The 15461-nt window shown below is 47.5% G+C and carries 15 protein-coding genes and 1 pseudogene; 15 read left to right on the top strand and 1 reads right to left on the bottom strand.

The window, feature by feature from the left end; genetic code table 11:
• Positions 1 to 112 precede the first annotated feature (112 nt).
• The 5 genes and pseudogenes from CPA45_RS19895 (at position 113) to CPA45_RS19870 (ending at position 3444) form a co-directional block, all read left to right on the top strand.
• The gene (locus tag CPA45_RS19895) at positions 113 to 877 is read left to right on the top strand and encodes an SDR family oxidoreductase (protein WP_096654600.1); all 765 of its coding nucleotides are present in this window, start codon (positions 113 to 115) and stop codon (positions 875 to 877) included.
• A 378-nt stretch (positions 878 to 1255) separates the two neighbouring features.
• On the top strand, positions 1256 to 1690 hold the full coding sequence (locus tag CPA45_RS19885) for a GNAT family N-acetyltransferase (protein ID WP_096654598.1): 435 nt from the start codon (positions 1256 to 1258) through the stop codon (positions 1688 to 1690).
• A 62-nt stretch (positions 1691 to 1752) separates the two neighbouring features.
• Positions 1753 to 2030, top strand: a pseudogene (locus CPA45_RS19880) (transposase); the annotation flags it as partial.
• A gap of 260 nt (positions 2031 to 2290) precedes the next feature.
• Positions 2291 to 2767: a GNAT family N-acetyltransferase gene (locus CPA45_RS19875; protein WP_096654596.1), complete on the top strand. Its 477-nt coding sequence runs from the start codon at positions 2291 to 2293 to the stop codon at positions 2765 to 2767.
• Positions 2768 to 2862: 95 nt separating this feature from the next.
• On the top strand, positions 2863 to 3444 hold the full coding sequence (locus tag CPA45_RS19870; RefSeq protein ID WP_096654594.1) for an NAD(P)H-dependent oxidoreductase: 582 nt from the start codon (positions 2863 to 2865) through the stop codon (positions 3442 to 3444).
• A gap of 305 nt (positions 3445 to 3749) precedes the next feature.
• Here the strand turns inward: CPA45_RS19870 and CPA45_RS19865 are convergent, their stop codons facing one another.
• On the bottom strand, positions 3750 to 5465 hold the full coding sequence (locus CPA45_RS19865; RefSeq protein ID WP_096654592.1) for an ATP-binding cassette domain-containing protein: 1716 nt from the start codon (positions 5463 to 5465) through the stop codon (positions 3750 to 3752).
• 155 nt (positions 5466 to 5620) lie between these two features.
• Here CPA45_RS19865 and CPA45_RS19860 point away from each other — a divergent pair, with 155 nt between their 5' ends.
• The 10 genes from CPA45_RS19860 (at position 5621) to CPA45_RS19815 (ending at position 15308) form a co-directional block, all read left to right on the top strand.
• On the top strand, positions 5621 to 5860 hold the full coding sequence (locus tag CPA45_RS19860) for an MBL fold metallo-hydrolase (RefSeq protein ID WP_208858562.1): 240 nt from the start codon (positions 5621 to 5623) through the stop codon (positions 5858 to 5860).
• A 370-nt stretch (positions 5861 to 6230) separates the two neighbouring features.
• Positions 6231 to 7895, top strand: a complete 1665-nt coding sequence (locus CPA45_RS19855; protein ID WP_244287665.1) for a GMC oxidoreductase — start codon at positions 6231 to 6233, stop codon at positions 7893 to 7895.
• 362 nt (positions 7896 to 8257) lie between these two features.
• Positions 8258 to 8581 (top strand): DUF427 domain-containing protein, encoded by a 324-nt coding sequence (locus CPA45_RS19850; RefSeq protein ID WP_096654590.1) that lies wholly within the window; start codon positions 8258 to 8260, stop codon positions 8579 to 8581.
• Positions 8582 to 8803: 222 nt separating this feature from the next.
• On the top strand, positions 8804 to 9550 hold the full coding sequence (locus CPA45_RS19845) for a toll/interleukin-1 receptor domain-containing protein (RefSeq protein WP_096654588.1): 747 nt from the start codon (positions 8804 to 8806) through the stop codon (positions 9548 to 9550).
• Between the two features lie 127 nt (positions 9551 to 9677).
• Positions 9678 to 10274: a Cap15 family cyclic dinucleotide receptor domain-containing protein gene (locus tag CPA45_RS19840; protein WP_096654586.1), complete on the top strand. Its 597-nt coding sequence runs from the start codon at positions 9678 to 9680 to the stop codon at positions 10272 to 10274.
• Positions 10274 to 11401 carry a nucleotidyltransferase family protein gene (locus CPA45_RS19835; protein ID WP_096654584.1) on the top strand — a complete coding sequence of 376 codons (1128 nt, stop codon included), beginning with the start codon at positions 10274 to 10276 and terminating at the stop codon, positions 11399 to 11401. The genes CPA45_RS19840 and CPA45_RS19835 overlap by 1 nt, the downstream gene beginning before the upstream one ends.
• A gap of 95 nt (positions 11402 to 11496) precedes the next feature.
• Positions 11497 to 12057 carry a hypothetical protein gene (locus CPA45_RS23025; protein WP_208858561.1) on the top strand — a complete coding sequence of 187 codons (561 nt, stop codon included), beginning with the start codon at positions 11497 to 11499 and terminating at the stop codon, positions 12055 to 12057.
• A gap of 59 nt (positions 12058 to 12116) precedes the next feature.
• Positions 12117 to 12749, top strand: a complete 633-nt coding sequence (locus CPA45_RS19825; RefSeq protein ID WP_133066803.1) for a hypothetical protein — start codon at positions 12117 to 12119, stop codon at positions 12747 to 12749.
• A 98-nt stretch (positions 12750 to 12847) separates the two neighbouring features.
• A complete protein-coding gene (locus CPA45_RS19820; RefSeq protein ID WP_096654580.1) occupies positions 12848 to 13456 on the top strand; it encodes a hypothetical protein in 609 nt (202 codons plus the stop codon).
• Positions 13457 to 13556: 100 nt separating this feature from the next.
• Positions 13557 to 15308 (top strand): hypothetical protein, encoded by a 1752-nt coding sequence (locus CPA45_RS19815; RefSeq protein ID WP_096654578.1) that lies wholly within the window; start codon positions 13557 to 13559, stop codon positions 15306 to 15308.
• The last annotated feature ends 153 nt before the right edge of the window (positions 15309 to 15461 follow it).

The raw sequence follows: 15461 nt of genomic DNA, 5'->3' as shown, positions 1-15461 counted from the left end.
CGCAATTAAAGTACAGCAAGATTCGGGTCGGCAGTAGTCGTTTGTCCTCCTAATATAGCTAACCTTAGGGCATATGCCCTTTTATAGTGAACATAGCTAGGAGGAATGATTGATGACTATACTTGCTAACAAAGTTGCTATCGTTACTGGCGCCAGCACAGGTATTGGCTACGCAACCGCGAAGCTTTTTGCGAGAGAAGGTGCGGCCGTCGTGGTGGCTGCAAGGCGACAAAAGGAGCTTGATGGCCTGGCGGACTCAATCAAGGCGGAAGGCGGGCAGGCACTGGCACTAGCGGGTGACGTTGGTGACGAGGCTTTTGCCAAAGTTTTGGTAGATAAGGCGGTAAGTCACTTTGGCGGATTGGATATCGCTTTCAACAATGCCGCTATCCTGGGTGCTATGGGTCCTGTCCCGGAGATGTTGCAAACAGACTGGGATCAGGTGATTGCGACCAACTTAACCAGCGCATTTTTGGGTGCAAAGTACCAACTGCCCGCCATGGCTGCCCGAAAAGGAGGTTCGTTGATTTTTACCTCTACCTTCGTTGGTTACACCGCTGGTATGCCAGGTATGGCTGCCTACGCAGCCAGTAAGGCAGGCCTTATTGGGTTGACTCAAGTGCTGGCGTCAGAGCATGGACCTCAGAATATCCGGGTCAATGCCCTTCTGCCCGGTGGTACTGATACGCCAGCGGGGCGTGAATTTGCCAATACACCAGAAGCATTGGCATTTGTGCATAATCTGCATGCTCTCAAGCGTATGGCAACACCAGATGAAATTGCTCAATCCGCATTGTACTTGGCTTCCGATGCTTCCAGTTTCACAACTGGTTCTGCGATGCTGGTAGATGGAGGTGTATCCATAAATCGTGTCTGAGAGTCCGTACCAGGTCAGGCTATGACCGAATCACAAGCGCTATGGCCTACTTGGTTGATTGGGCAATTGATCAGCCTAGTATTGAAGAGATACCGCCCATGTGCACCTCTGTGGCCAGCTATGCCCAGGTAGCCAAGGCACTGGGTGCCCCCAGGTCTGCAAGGGCGGTTGGTAACGCTTACTGATTCTCTGCCACCGGGTTATACAGCAGAGCGGTACGTTTGGGGGTTCTCGCCTGAGGGCACAGCAAGAAACTTATGGTACAAACATGGGAAAGAATGCGTGATCAACCGGTTGCGCTATAACAATGCCATGTAGCTAACGCTCGTACCTCGCGTGGCTGGAGGGCAGGCGTTATATTCTTGGAGGAACGGAAGAATGGAAATCATTATTGGTAAGGGCTTGGAACTAATAAAACAGGCTCAAGCTATTCGTCACCAAGTGTTTACTCTTGAACAGAAAATTCCACAAGAATTAGATCTTGATGGTTTAGATGAAGACTCGTTTCATGCTCTTTTAGTTGAACAGGGTGAGCCAGTTGCTACAGCACGCTTAACAGTTAACGATGATGGCTCGTCAATTATGGCAAGAGTAGCTGTTGTCGAGGTATATAGAGGTTCAGGTGTAGCATCTAAAGTTGTTAAAGCTCTAATAGAGCATGCTCAGAATGCCGGCCTGGATTCAATTGAAATTCATGCTCACAGTTACCTGAGACGCTACTATGAAAAATTTGGTTTCAAGTTTATAAGAGAAGTAGAAGTTGTCGGTGAGCATCAGCTAATTGAAATGCAACACCAAATAGTACGTACATAAAAAACGCTGTAAGAGGAACTATCAACGCAAGGTGCTTGTAGTTCAAATGAGTATTTGGGTTGCAGCTCGACTTACCGGCTTTCCATCCCAAGTATGGCGACGATGCGATAGGTCGGCTGGCCTATGATCAGGCCATCCTACTGAAGACCATCTTGTTTGCTTACTCCAAAGGCATCACCTCCAGCCGCGAGATGCAGTGGTGCTGTGAGATCAATATTACTTTCAAAGCGCTTTCCTGCGATACCGCGCCCATGTCACCACGCTGGCCAGCTTAGTCAGCTGGCATGCCGATGAGATTGAGGCACTATTTGAACAAGTGCTGCTGGTCTGCCACGAACGATGCCGCGATGAACAAAGTGGACTGCTTCATAAAATGGCCTGTTGCAGGCGTGAGCAGGGTTAGATGCCCAAAAGTGAGCCTTTGTGATCCCATTAAGGGTTAGTTATTAGCGGTGGCACGATGAATCAATGTGGAAGTAACCGTATTAGGAAAATCAGCCAACGTTACAGTCGGGAAAATAAACTAAGATAGTAGGCAGTAGAGGTCGATAGAAATTGAATTTTTCTACAGCCTATTAGCATCATTAAATATGGTTCGCAATGAAAATCACATACAGAAGAGCAGTACCCGAAGACACGCCCGAATGCATCGCATTGAGAGGTAAGACAAGAGAGAATGCTTTCTCCGTTGAGCAATTAATGGAGCTCGGTATAACCCTGGATAGCTGGAAAACAGGAATAAGTGATGGCTCTTTACCTGGTTACGTCGGTATTAGTGAGGGGGAAATCATCGGCTATTGCTTCGGTGATAGAAAAACTGGAGAGATTGTTGTCTTGGCACTATTACCAGAATACGAAAGTAAAGGTATCGGCAGGGCACTACTAAATCGAATGATTGAAAATTTCAAAGCATTAGGTTTCGAAAGACTTTTTCTCGGGTGCTCATCCGACCCTAATGCTCGGTCATATGGCTTCTATCGACATCTAGGCTGGCGCTCCACTGGTATATTTGATGATGCAGATGACGAGGTGCTTGAATTCCTTCCTGCACAGTCAAAAGAAATTAGCGAGGAATAGTTTTCTTATCCTAACCGTTGGTTAAACCCGTTCGCTTTGCTCAGTGGGGGCTAAAGCCTACTCCTTAATCACAGTTAAATTTCAAGGAGGTTTAAGTGAAATGTCTGGTGGTGGTAGCACACCCTTTAGAGGATAGTTTATGCCATTATTTAGCGGCGCAGACAATTGAGCATTTAACGTCAAAAGGTTATCAAATTACTCTCCTTGACCTGTATAAAAATAGCTTTGAACCAGCGCTAACCCGGCAGGAAAGGAAAAGCTATTATCAAGCTAATTTTTATGATGCTTGTCTTGAAAAGGAAATTGAGCAGTTGAAGCAGGCAGAATCATTGGTATTGGTATTCCCAACATGGTGGTTTGGTTTTCCAGCAATTCTAAAAGGGTGGTTTGACCGAGTATGGGCACCGGGGCATGCATATAATCATGCATCTGACCTGGGGGCTATCGCTCCACGTTTAGACAATTTGAAAGAAGTAAAGGTTATTACCACTCTTGGTTCACCATGGTGGGTAGATAAATTCGTGCTGCGGCAACCAGTAAAACGGGTACTTAGGATTGCTCTACTAGGTGCATGCACAAAGCGCTGCAAGTTCGAAATGGTGTCACTGTATAAGAGCGAAGATGCATCAGCGTCACGTGTTGAGTCTTTCATAAGAAAAATAAAAACTAAATTTTAGCTAGATAATAAAGAGTTCTAACCATGAGGCAAATATACTCGGACAGATAAAAGCGACGCTTGCTCCTCGCTTTGCTTTTGCCTGCTGGTGATTTACGGCGTTAAAAGCAGGGGAGTACATGGTTTGGGTTACTCGGGGCCGCATATTCTAGAGCTGTGGATGCCGGGGCAGACCGGCTCGCAGGTGAGAATCGGCTTGATAGTGGGCGGTAGCAGTAGGGCAGTGTGCAAGAATTCTGAGCCTTGGGAGTTGTGTACCGGCAACCATCAAGTAGTTCATCCAGTGAGTGCCCCAAAGAAATAAGCTTAGTTCCCATGCTCTGCCAAAGCTGGCGTGTTGCAAGGCCCTATATCAATACATTCATCGGCAAGCGCAAGCACCTGCTCACTATGGCTTACTACCACCAGGGTCTCAACGCGTGACCTTAGCGCCTGCATAAGCTGAATCTCACGCATACTATCCAGCGCTGCCGTGGGTTCATCGAGAATCATGGTGCGTGTGCCGCGCAGTAGCGCTCTGCCAATGGCGATGCGCTGTTGCTCCCCGCCGGAGAGATTTCTGCCCTGTACGCCAACATCCCGATCCAGCACGTCTTCGCCAGAGGTTTCACCGCCGACCCGTTCTAGATCCAGGAGTTCGATAAGTGCCAACAGCTCCTGGTCAGGCACGGGCTGTTGATGTGCGTACAGAAGGTTTTCGCGAACGCTACCGCTGAAAATCAGCGGTGCTTGGGGGACGACACTCACTTCGCCAAGAATGTCCTCTGGTGAAAGTTGGCGAACACTAACACCGTGGAAGAGGATCTCACCGGATGCCTGGGGCTCAAGCCCCAGAAGGGTTCTCAACAGAGTTGACTTCCCGCTTCCGGATGGGCCACGCACCCCACACATCTTACCAGCCTGAATTTCCGCGCTGAGCGGCATGGCTGAAGTAGCGTCATCGGCGCGCAGGACAACGTCACGTAGCGTGAACACTGGCTGCTGAGAATCTAGCGTGATATCGACTGTGGCCTGGGGCTTAGTCGGCAGGTCAAGGTATCTAAGGCCGTCACCGAGAGCGACGTAGTTCTTCTTGAGGTCGATCAACGCCGCCGCAATCATGACGAACGGGGAGGTAAGTTGAACCACATAGGTCGTGATCATGATGAAGTCGCCGACTTGATAGCGCTGGCGTAGCGTTTCGCTGACGGTATAGAGCGTAAACCCACCCAGCACGAGTCCCACAGCGAGCACTTGCCCACCCATCAAGCCGCTAAGCTTGGCATGGGTTCCGTATACGGTGTGAATGTAGGTACGTAGGTGGCGGTCGAGTATTCGCTCTTCATGCCCCGCAGCGAGGTTGATCTTGATGTCGTACAGCGCGCGTAGACGCTCGGCGAGGAATTCACTCAGCTGAGTATGCGTCTGGTAGAAGTTTTTGTGGATTCGGGTTGTCGTATCGGCAATTCGGTAGGTCAACACGAAGAGCACAACGATGGCCATAATGAAGGCGGCCGCGAAGGCAAGGTTTATCACCTGCCAGAGAATACCAAAGACAAAGCAAAGCTGAATTACGACCGGGGTGATGGTCCAGAAGAGGGCGTGGTTGATCAGGCCAAAGCTGCTCATCGCCCGGTTCACGTCGGCCATGACCACTCCTGTATCAAGCTGATGCTGCGCTTGGTAAGGTAATCGTAGCAAACGCCGCACAATACTCGAATACACGGCCGCATCGCACCTAGCCATCACGTATGAACTGGCGAGGTTCTTTCCCCATTCCATCATGTTGCTTAACGTCCAGCCGACTGCATAGGCAGTAGCGAAGACGTAGATTATACCCACTGCCGCCTCACCCGAATCCTCTACTAAGAGGTTGGTCGTCTGCCGTAGCAAATAGGGAACCGATGCGCCCACCGCCGCTATGCTGATCATGAAAAGCAGTACTAATATGAGGTGGATAAAGAATTGCGGATAGCGTGCGCGAACCAGCTCGAGCCCGCGTCGATAGGTCGTCACGTAGGATGAAGGAGAGGTATCTCTCATGGCAGGGCTCTTTGGTCTGGATATCAATGATCGGGCGCATCCGCTCGGTCAAGTGCGGAGCATCGCCTAGTACTCGCCCAACCCCAGCGTGTATTGACTAAATCATACGAAGAAGTGTAACGCATTCGCATATGCATTTTAAATGAAGTAGGAGTATGCGGTACGGTGTGATCCTCTCATACGACCATGCCACTATCCGAGCTCTGGATGGCAAGGTGGACCTGTTACTCACGCCGCTAGGCGTGGGAGACCGGCTGGCCGACTGGGGCATCGTCCAGGACAAGATTCAGCAATTTGACTGGTGGCAGGGCATTGAGGTGGGTGGCCTGCAGCTGACGGCCACTCCTGCGCTGATATGGCGCTACCCACTTCCGGCGCCACGGGTTGGAGCGTAGGCCGATACAAGCCCCCTCTGTCAGCCTTGGTAACCCTACGTATGGACAAATCATTCTTAGTTACTAGACTGAATGCTTAAGTATTCATAACACCTCAATGACACAGCCTATACACAAGAGATGACTTTATGTCTCGTTTGATGATTTGGCTCATGTGTCGTGGAGCTATGAGCAACCGTTGGAGGAAGTGGGGGAGGTTGAAGAGTGAATAAATAGCCGGGAACAACCCCGCACGGAACCCCAGGAAAATGAAAATAACATCAACGTAGGGAGCTACGACATGGGAACAGCAGCCGCAAGTCAGAATCTTCAATATGGTTACCCGACACCTGGGCCGCAAACCCCCTCCGGGCAACGGGTAATGGACCATGTGTTCTTCTTGTCCAATGCGGCGTGGAAAGCCGCCAGAGAGCAGAACTGTTACGACTACGTGGTGGTGGGGACTGGGTTTTGTGCCCTGGCGTTTGCGAAACACGTTCTAGCGTCAAACCCTCATAGCCGTATTCTTATGATCGAGCGCGGTCCCTTCTTTCTTCCGGAGCATTTTCAAAACCTCCCCTTGCCCTTTAAAGACACCCTGGGTGGGCTTTCTGAAACCTTCCCCTGGACGATGTCCGCTTCTACTGCCCTGGGTAAGAATGGCCCAGTTCGCTGGCAACACGGCATGGTGCCTTTCTTCGGCGGTCGCTCCACACTGTGGAGCGCCTGGTGTCCACGGCCGAATGGTGATGAATTTAATGGTTGGCCGCAAGCCACCATTGATGCCGCTCGAAAGTATTTTGATACGGCCGAGAAACTGCTGCGAGTCCAGAGAGCTGATCAAATCGACCAGGGACGCAGTACCGAGGAGTTAAACGTCATCGGCAAGAGTCGACCCGTCTATGGCCCCCTGCAGAAGCGTATTCAATCGCTGCTTGAAGACAAGGGGAAAAGCGTCGAAGGCATCTACCGAACCGAGGCCGCACCTTTGGCGTCTGCCTCTGAGGATTTCAACGGCGTTGACTTCCAGAAGTATTCAACACCCGGCGATATTCTCACACTGGCCGATCAGCAGGCCAAGCTGCATGCTGACGGGAAGGGCGCCAGACTGGATATTGTTACTGAGTGCGTCGTAGAAAGAATTCAGCAACAAGAGATCAATGGCTCTCGTCAGGCCACAGCCCTGGAAACCTCCCGAGGAGTGCTGCCGCTGGGCGAGGCAAAACTGGTTCTTGCCATGGGCACTTTGCCGCCCACTACTCTCCTGCGCAACTCCTTCCCAGACGCCCAAGCGCTGGGTGAACGTTTTTCCGCGCATTTCATTAGCTCCATCGTGGCACGGGTGCCCAAGTCTTCACTGGATCCGGAAGATAAGTTTGGCGACCTGGAGTTGAGTGCCTGTTATGTGGCTGGTGTGGCCGAAAAAAGCTATGAACAGCAATTCCATATTCAGTTGTCATCGCTATGGGATGTGGACCCGGAGAAGAATGCGGGTACGGCATTGCGCTACATGCCGGATGTGGTGGCAACCGCATCACCGGAACAACTGAAATCATCCAAAGGCTATGTGGTATTTGTCTGTGCGGTGCTGGGTGAACTGGATTATAAAAATTCAGAATCCTGGTTCTTGCGCAATGATCAGGACCAAAATATCACCACCAATTCATTGCTACAGGTCAAGGAGAATACCCGGGACTATCAGACCTGGCAGGCCATGGATAATGCCACTTTCGGTATCCTGGAAGATGTGCTGTCTCCAATGGGGGCTTCTCAGATCGAGTACTGGCATGGTAGCCCTGATTTGGGGGAATGGAGTTCCGAGCGGCCGAGTGAGGATCATCGTCGGGTTGATGCCCTGGTTCACGAAAGTTCCACCCTGTATCTTGGTGAAGAAGCGTCCGCCCCTGTGGATCTGAATTATCGATTCAGAGGCAGCAATAATGTATATGTCACCGGTGGCTGCTTATGGCCGCAGGGTGGTTCCTGGAATCCAACACTGACCATGGTGGCTTTGGCTCAAGATCTCGCGACCAAACTGGAAAGCGCGAAGAAATAGCCCGGCTTCCTCTCCCTGTGATCGGCAGCGCCGTGGCGCTGCCGATCATAGTTGCCTTCCCTGTCTCCTGTCCTTTCTGTACCCGTCATAGCACCCCCGTCATCGTGCCGGGGTGATAAAGCCCTTGAAAATTATACGGAGGTTTCATTAGTAGGTCTGTGCTTGACCACTCAAGCAAGCGGGAGACTAAGGAAATGTTACGGGCAGTGGCAGGGTGGTCATAGTGAAATAGACAGCATTAGCATAAATATGACCCAGGTCATTTCTGTAGCCTAAAGTGTTATGGAGCAAGCGTAGGACTCAACGGATTTAACTGCTAAGCTAATTTTATTAGAGCGAAAAACGCCGCAGGGAACAACCTAATGCCAAATGCCCCACGCATTGAGCTTCACCCTATTAGCCAACGCGTGCAGGCGCAGGTTGATGGCACGTTAATTGCTGACGCCACCAATACGTTTGAACTCTGCGAACGCGGCTACCCGCCACGTCCCTACTTTCCACGTGAAGATGTGCGGATGGACTTACTCACCGTTTCAGAAACCACCACGTATTGCCCGTTTAAAGGACATACGGTGTATTTTTCGTTGGGTGAACGTCGGGATATCGCCTGGAGTTATGGGCAGCCGATTGAAGGTATGGAAGCTATTGCGGGCAGGGTGGCGTTTTATGAGGAATTGAGCGAATGACGCCTTTCGACCCAAAGCGGACATTCCAGGAAATTCAGCAGGAGCGCGAATTTTGGCTATATTGCAAAATTTAAATTAATAGATATAAGAATCATGGGCTTGGGATAATCTGACAGGCTGCATTTGCCGGGAAAAAGTGCCAGCACGTTTATCCAATCGTAGGATGGGCAGTGTAATACCTGTTAGCCAGACACTATAGACCTCTGCAAGAGAGCTTTTATTATGGCAAAACTCAACCCGAATGAGCTAAAGCGAAAAATACGAGAGGTGCAGCGTAAAGCTCAGCAGCAGGTTAAACGTGATGTTGATAGAGTCAATCGCGCCAATAAGAAAGTCATCGATGACTACAACCGAAAGGTTGATGCACATAATCGTAAAGTAGTTTCCGATCACAATAGGAGCGTGCGGCAACACAATCAAAAAGCAGACGCTCATAACCGTAAGGTTATAGCTGACTTAAATAGGCAATTACGGACCGCTTCAAGCCCCGTTAGATACTCCGAGCCAGAGCGCCAACTTGCAGATAAAGTACATGAAGCAGTTGCCTCACTAGACCCTCGCGAATATGACTCTTTCCTCAGCTATGCTCGAATTGACGGGGCTGAAGTTGCCTCACAGCTTCGAGATGAGCTTGAAAGTTTGGGCGTGGCCGTATGGTTTGATGAGGTCGCAATTATTCCAGGTCGCAGCCAATCACTACAAATGGATGCGGGACTGAGGAAGGCGCGTTCAGGGGTTACAGTCCTTACCCCTGCATATTTGACAGGTAGGTTTTGGACTGAAAGGGAGCTTGGCGCACTGTTAAATAAGAGTACGCTTATTCCTGTTTTGCACAATGTAACCTTCGATGATGTTAAGCAGTACAGTGGGATACTGCCTGACTTGGCAGGTTTTACTACCCAGCACGACTCAGTTGAAGATATCGCCAAAAAAATTGCTGCAGCGGTACTTGTTGAAGACGATGGCTGAGCTGCTATGAGGGGAAAATGGCTAACAAGGCCAGGCATAGCGACGGCTTTCCGTTACGGCTTCGCCTTCACTGCAAAGCCGCGCGTGCTGGCGGCGTTAGGGCCGCGATTAAATCATGGAGAAATCTATGCACGATTATGCTGTATTTGGACATGATAGATCTGCTATTGGAAGGTGGTTGGGGTTTATATCTATTGCCCTCTCAGGTGGGATAGCTCAACTACTGGCTATTGCTAGTAATCTGAGTGGCATTGACGCATTTACAAAAGCAACAATTACCACAGGTATAGTTTATTTCTTTCTCCACTGGATATTCAATAAATGGGTATGGAAAGTATCATTTTTCGAAGTGCCAAACATCAATGGGACATGGGAGCTAAAGGGGAAAACGCTAAATGAAGATGGGACTACCAAATACGACTGGGAAGGATCTATCGGAATTGAGCAAACTTGGAAGAACATTCAAATACACCTAAAAACAAAAAAAAGTCAAAGCGAAAGTTATACGGCAACGCTTTCTAGGCGATTCGGTCCTACAGGTGGCTGGCTTCTCTCATATAGTTACAAGAACGAACCAGAAATAGAGCAGAGCCACGAGTTAAATTCTCATAAAGGTTACTGCGAAGTTGAATTTAATAAAGAACTTACAGTTGGAAAAGCCTCGTATTTCAATAGTGCAGGAAGAAAGACATTTGGTGTGATGAATTTGAGAAGGGTCAAATAATGATTGATTTTGAAAAACGATTGAAGTCGCTAAAAGAGCGCAGACAAGGAACTCGTGAACGAGCTATTTATGAGTCTATGGAATATTTTTCTGCCAATAATGCAATACAGCGTGGAGTCGATGTCAGGAAACCAGAATCATTTGAAAGCCTGAATGAAGTCGCTGGTGTCAAATACACGATAGGCGCAATGGCCGCTGTTGAACCTGCCTCTACTAAGGTATCTATTAGCGAGGGCAATCGAGTAGCTGATAGTCTTATTAACAGTTTGCAGAATAGCGGTGAATCAGTCACGAAACGGCTTCAAGGTTCAGTAGCTTTAGATATTCACATTAGAGGGCATTCCGATGTTGATATGCTGATTATTGTTACTAACCCTGTAAATATTGAACTTCCTGAAGTAAATCCAAATGGATACTCTCCCGCAACAGATCCAAGAAGTTTGATTGATATTGCTAAAGATGTGAGGTCAAAATCAGAACGTATTCTGCCCGTTAATTTCCCCAAGGCGGAAGTGGATAGTACGGGGAACAAGTCAATTGCTTTAGAGGGTGGAAGCCTGAAACGGAAGGTTGATATTGTTCCTGCCATTTGGTTCGACACAATTAAATATCAGCGTTCAGGACAAGAAAGCGACCGAGGTATCAAGATATATCATAAATCAGATCATGAATTGCATCTTAACTATCCGTTTACCCACATAAAAATGATAAATGATAGAGATTTATTTTACGCAGGGAATTTGAAATCCGTAATCCGACTATTGAAGAATATGATTGCTGATATGCCGGACTACAAAAAGAGAACTGTGAAGAACTTGAGCAGCTATGATTTAGCTGCAATCGCATTTCATATGAATACAGATTTAAATGTACCTAGTTACATGAAGTTGGCGCTTGTGGAGAAAACTCGAGCACATTTAGCTTTGCTTAATTCTGTAAAAACTTATCGAGATACTCTCGATGTTCCTGATGGCAGCCGAAAAATATTCAATGAAGAAAATAAGACTGAAGCATTAGAAATTCTTACAAATGAAATTTCAGCTTTAGCTAAAGCAATTTATGAGGAACTCCGGCCTTTTAGCACGAGCTATGATGCAGATGTCATCCTCAATAAGTCGGTCTTTTAGCCCTAACAAACGCATGTTGTCGGACTGGTTTTCCGCTGCACTCCAAACCAGCCACAAATGCGGGCGTTAGCCTCCAAAGGAGAACTGTGCCAAACATGAATGATTCAGAGTTCCTTCAATGTGAATGCGAAGGCTTAGATCATGAAAAATTCAATTCTATTTTGTCGGACGAGCTTCGTAAAAATATCACCGTGCACGATGTATTTAATCGTGATTATTGCGTCATGTTATCCGTGGATAAAATAGATGAAGACGAAGGTCTATCGGTTCATGAGTATTTGACTGACCTCAAAGGAAAGATGGGGGTCTACGGTTTGTGGATTGAGCATACAGAGTGTTATGACCACGACATGCATAGAATGCTTTGCTTATATATTGGCAAAGGCTTTGCACTGGGACGAATAAAAAGGCACATCACTGAAAAATGGCCGGAACAAGAACTGCTATATGTAACGTTCTACGAGTGTGAAAATCGTATCGCAAAATACATAGAACAGCTTTTCTTGGATAATTATGATTTCCCCTTGAATAGCGAGGAAAACACAGGCGAGGGTTTTCTGGCCACAGTGTGGGATAGTGAGCGATACTCAATTGGAACAAATTTACATGAAATATCTGATAGGCTGGCTAATAAATTCCCTGGACGCTTTCAATAAAAGTCTATGCACGCGACAAGTGCGTGATGGTAGCGTTAGACATCACAATGGATATATATATGGAATTTGAACAAGTTATTGCTCACTGTAAAGCCTTGAAAAAGGAAGTAGAGCAACTTGGCGACTCAGACGGCGCTAAACTAAAAGGCCTTAAGGCTCGAATATATGACTTTCTATCGAAAGTTGGTGGTCCGAATAATACTTTTGTAAAGCAGGTTTCCAGTGTGGAAAGCACTGTTACTTCTTATCAAAAGAACGTAGTAAGCGAGGTGTTGAGTTCATTTATAGCGCATATGGAAAATGGACTTGTTGGTGGAATCAGTCCCAAGCGACAAGCCGAACTAGATGTTGTCTCAGACTTATTGGAGCAAGCAAATACATTACTCGAAAATCCTAAAGTGCATTCCGCAGCGCCTGCGGTTCTCATTGGCGCTACGCTCGAAGAATTCTTAAGGGCTTGGGTCGAAGAAGAAGGTTTAAGTCTAGGAGGTAAAAAACCTAGCTTAGATTCCTATTGCAAAACATTGCGAGAGGAAGAGCTTATCACTAAGCAAGATGTAAAAGACATCACAGCGTGGTCTGGCATACGAAATCACGCCGCTCACGGGGAGTGGTCTGAAGTAGAAGATAGGGCACGCATACGTCTCATGCTCGAGGGCGTCAATTTATTTATACGGCAAAAAACAGCCTAGAATGCCTAACAAGAGGCTCAAATTCGCTCCTTTTAACTCCGCTGGACACTCACTTCGTTCGCGCCGTTTAGCCGAGCGTTATGCATCAGGAGGTTTCGGTGCTATCTGAAATTGAAGTAAGGCGTTTATATATTGATGACGTCGAGTGGGAAAGAACCAGCGACAGCTGGAAAGACCTCAAACCATATCGTAATTTCAACAGTTTTAGCATTTCAGATGAATCAGTTGAAAATTATTATCTTCGATTAAAAGAACGGTTTAATATACCTAAAGCTGTTTTGGAACAGTGGCTCTATGGGCTCTACTATGATCGTAATTGTGTAAATAACTATGGCTGGATTGATTTTGACGGTATTGACATTATGCTAGAGGATTTATCGTTAGAGAAGCTTCGAGAAGTAAGAGTTATAGATGATTATCGAGATTATGTTGAAGAAGGTGCAAGCTATATCGCGTATGAACAACTCCCTTGCCTCGAAAAAGACAAAGATCACTGGAAGAGTCATGGAACTTGGCGAACACCACCAGTTATTTTAGATGTAAAGGGTTTTCCTCACGACGTTATACCCGACTACTCAGATATAGGGTCGGGAATGCAACTAATCGAGGGACATTCAAGGCTGGGTTACTTGTACGCAATCGCCAACTGCAATTTGGGTTTAGCAGACACCCATAAGGCTTATGTTGTTAAATGCAAGAATGCATAACAAGGCCATTAAGGTTTTTCCGGGCCGATGGCCCTCCACCGGACGCCCCTGTCGGGGCGCCGCTTATGGCTGGCGTTATGCCTCAGGAGACTAATCACAGATGGATCAAGATTGGATTCTTCAAAAGAAAGAGACCCGTCGTACATTTTCTAAATCGACTTGGGTGCCTTTGAGAGCGGCTGTAGATAACGAGCACGGTAACGTTAAGAATGTCGGCTACAACAACGAGTTTTTTGGCTGTGGGTCCGTTGCGTTTTTACCTGAAAACCGTGAGATCGCTGAGAAATTGAGTTGGGGTGATATCGGACTTAGCAGGACAATTGGCCCTTACGCATACGAGGATGGGGATTACTCGACTATTGATGAATACCAATATAATGATAAAGAGCCGATAGGTGTTTATTTGGTCTTAGAATTGCCTCTACCAGTAGTCGGTGGAAGACAATGGATATTGAATCCCGATCTTGTCGCAGCTCTCCGCCTCATAAAAGAGGGAAGTCATTGGGTTAGACCTGAAGAGAATTTTATAGTTGTTGCTCGTGAGGTTCTCGATGAAAACGGTGAGCAGCGCCAGATCGAAATCAAAAGAGAATACTTGCTGGATTACTTAGCAGCTAGGAACCTGGCGTTACGACTCTCTTACTACCGTCAAAGAGTGGAAAATGTAACCTCTCTTGAAACTAGTCACTATGCGGGTTTAGAGAGTCATCAAGAAGAGCGAGATGGTGGTCGATATGAACTACTGATTCGCAACATCAATGACGTTTTTGGCGGAAGCTGGACGATGTTCCGCGCTTGGCGAACAGATGTAGACGAAGATGAAGATGCTCCCGTGATGGGGCCAGAAACCAACGAAAACACCGATTATGAAAATTCCCGAGGACACAAAGGTGGCTATGAAGGTATCCGAGTGGAGGGGGAGTTCTGGCGAGATGAATGGATAGATCACCAAGGGATTAGCACGAGAGTAAGAGGAGATGCAGATAAAAACCTGCCTCAATTCATAGTGGAAACTGATGGCACTCGTTTGGCGTCTTCCCAATTGGATAGTGAAGACATTGGTAGATGGCTGTGGTTTCGGTCCAGCATTGTTAACGAGCTTCTTGAACTCCGCGGTTTTTCGCTTGGGTGGTATACAGCAGGAACTGGCTGCATAAAATCGACTTCCGGGTATTCGATTCACTTTGGGATAAACTCTTCGGATTTAATTACCATCTACGCTTACGACATAGCACGTCTTCCTGCATGGGAGCAGCATATCTGGGCGGCCCAAAATGTCGTTCCAGATGGGAAGGTTTCAAGCGAGTTATTGGATGCGCAAGTGAAAGCTCAACCGGCATCTACCCACGCTGTGGAGGAGCTTTTTTTCGAGGTTATGGCTATGCTTGAAAACGGTTTTCGAGACGTCTTTGACGTTCCGCTTTTTACGCATGACATTAACCACTTAGAAGCTATGAAGCATATATCTCGATTCGCCAGTAAGGATCAGGCATCTCTTCTACGATTGGCAAAAGAACTCGTTCGTGTTTTTTCTGATAGATTGGATGTGCGTGAGCTTCGTAAACTTTCAACACATTCAAACAAGGATAAACTGGGGTCAAATAAACTCCTTGAGGATGTGCTGGCTCAAAAGGTGGGGGCCGAAAAAGCCCGCAAGGTATTTGGCCCAATTGCGGGGGCTTACGATATGCGAGTAGGTGATGCACATCCTACCAGCTCGAAAATTGGGGATGCGTTAAAGCTAGCTGGGATTGACGATAGTAACTCGTTTTTACGGCAAGGAGAGCAGTTAATATCCAATTTTGGTCAATCGATTTGGTGGGTTGGAAAGTTACTGTTCGAAAAGCCGTAAAGTGAGATCTGCAGACAGGTGGGCATAACACCTATGAGCCTTCTGCCTGTCAATAGGCCGCAGCATTTTTTATTGGCCGCGTAAGCGGTCAATATCAAGTCCCTGAGCCAGTGATCCTACTTCATCTGTCATCGTTGGCTGTTGGTGGCTTAC

This window comes from Vreelandella nigrificans, from assembly GCF_002374315.1.
GTDB lineage: Bacteria > Pseudomonadota > Gammaproteobacteria > Pseudomonadales > Halomonadaceae > Vreelandella > Vreelandella nigrificans.
Note: the sequence above shows the minus strand (reverse complement) of the source record. Positions and strands in the feature narration are given on the sequence as shown.

Excerpts from the sequence above, each read along its gene's own strand:
- CPA45_RS19895 (WP_096654600.1), top strand. The coding sequence starts at position 113 with ATGACTATACTTGCTAACAAAGTTGCTATCGTTACTGGCGCCAGCACA.
- CPA45_RS19885 (WP_096654598.1), top strand. The coding sequence starts at position 1,256 with ATGGAAATCATTATTGGTAAGGGCTTGGAACTAATAAAACAGGCTCAA.
- CPA45_RS19875 (WP_096654596.1), top strand. The coding sequence starts at position 2,291 with ATGAAAATCACATACAGAAGAGCAGTACCCGAAGACACGCCCGAATGC.
- CPA45_RS19865 (WP_096654592.1), bottom strand. The coding sequence starts at position 5,465 with ATGAGAGATACCTCTCCTTCATCCTACGTGACGACCTATCGACGCGGG.
- CPA45_RS19860 (WP_208858562.1), top strand. The coding sequence starts at position 5,621 with ATGCGGTACGGTGTGATCCTCTCATACGACCATGCCACTATCCGAGCT.
- CPA45_RS19850 (WP_096654590.1), top strand. The coding sequence starts at position 8,258 with ATGCCAAATGCCCCACGCATTGAGCTTCACCCTATTAGCCAACGCGTG.
- CPA45_RS19845 (WP_096654588.1), top strand. The coding sequence starts at position 8,804 with ATGGCAAAACTCAACCCGAATGAGCTAAAGCGAAAAATACGAGAGGTG.
- CPA45_RS19840 (WP_096654586.1), top strand. The coding sequence starts at position 9,678 with ATGCACGATTATGCTGTATTTGGACATGATAGATCTGCTATTGGAAGG.
- CPA45_RS19835 (WP_096654584.1), top strand. The coding sequence starts at position 10,274 with ATGATTGATTTTGAAAAACGATTGAAGTCGCTAAAAGAGCGCAGACAA.
- CPA45_RS23025 (WP_208858561.1), top strand. The coding sequence starts at position 11,497 with ATGAATGATTCAGAGTTCCTTCAATGTGAATGCGAAGGCTTAGATCAT.
- CPA45_RS19825 (WP_133066803.1), top strand. The coding sequence starts at position 12,117 with ATGGAATTTGAACAAGTTATTGCTCACTGTAAAGCCTTGAAAAAGGAA.
- CPA45_RS19815 (WP_096654578.1), top strand. The coding sequence starts at position 13,557 with ATGGATCAAGATTGGATTCTTCAAAAGAAAGAGACCCGTCGTACATTT.